The organism is Nocardia sp. NPDC060220, from assembly GCF_042727815.1.
Lineage (GTDB): Bacteria > Actinomycetota > Actinomycetes > Mycobacteriales > Mycobacteriaceae > Nocardia.
In genome coordinates this window covers 1-967 of record NZ_JBHWZY010000133.1, presented here as the reverse complement: position 1 = coordinate 967, position 967 = coordinate 1, and the positions used below count along the sequence as shown (strand labels likewise).

Sequence of the window (967 nt, the reverse complement as noted above, 5' to 3'; positions counted from 1 at the left end):
TAGCTGCTCCACGATGTTGCCAGCCCCATCCACCAAGAAAAACACTCCCACAATCCGCCCGCCCGGATCAAGGTGCCCTTGCTGGTCTCGATGTCCCAGCGGCCGTCGGCGTCGTTCCAGCGGGCGCCGGTCAGCGCGCAGTCGAAGATGTGCTTGTCGCGAACGCCGTAGCGTTCGGACACGGTGCGCAGGTACTGCTCGATCTCCGGCTGGGGCGAGAACGACCGGGACCAGTCGGGATTGAGCGCGAACGAATACGAGTACAGGTGTGACGGCACATCGCAGCCCGCACCGGGATAGGTGTTGTCGCGCCAGGTTCCGCCGACATCGGGGCCGCGTTCGATGACCACGAAATCGGACAGGCCACGCTGGCTGAGCCGGATCGCGGTACCCAGGCCGGAGAGCCCGCTGCCCACGATCATGACCTGGACGTGGCGGGTGTCGTTACTGCTCATGGGGCGACCTCAGCGGGATTCGTAGATGCGTTTGTGACCGGAGACTGCGGCCAGCCGGAACGGGCGCCGCGTTTCCTCGGCCATGGCGTGGTACGCGCCGTCACTGGGCGAAGTGGCCTCGTGCAGTGCCCGATAGTGCTCGTAACCGAGCAGCTCACGCGAGCTGATCGCGGCGAGATTCGCCTCGGTCCGCAGGTGCTCGCGGTAGCCGGGCGTCACGGTGCCGCTGAAGAATTCGGCGACGCTGCCCGATCCGTAGCTGATCATGGCCAGGGCCTTGTCGGTGAGGTCGTCCGCGTGATCGAGCAGCGAGGCCAGGCCGAGGTACAGCGAGGCGGTGTAGCTGTTGCCGACCGTGCGGTTGTAGGTCGTCGTCGTACCGATGGCGGCCTCGATCGCGTCGGCGTCGGCGGTGTGGCCCTGGCTTTCGAGCAGATGCCGGTGCGCCTTGTAGGCCATCTTGGTGAAGGGCTGGTGGTAGCAGAACGCGGCGAACTCACCGAGCTCACGAC

At 66.1% G+C, this 967-nt stretch carries 2 protein-coding genes; both read right to left on the bottom strand.

Going from position 1 to position 967, the window contains the following annotated elements:
• On the bottom strand, positions 1–455 hold a 455-nt coding region (locus ACFWF3_RS09520; RefSeq protein WP_379313238.1), incomplete at its 3' end, for a flavin-containing monooxygenase.
• Positions 456–464: 9 nt separating this feature from the next.
• The coding region (locus ACFWF3_RS09515; RefSeq protein WP_379313237.1) for a hydroxymethylglutaryl-CoA synthase at positions 465–967 on the bottom strand (503 nt) is incomplete at its 5' end.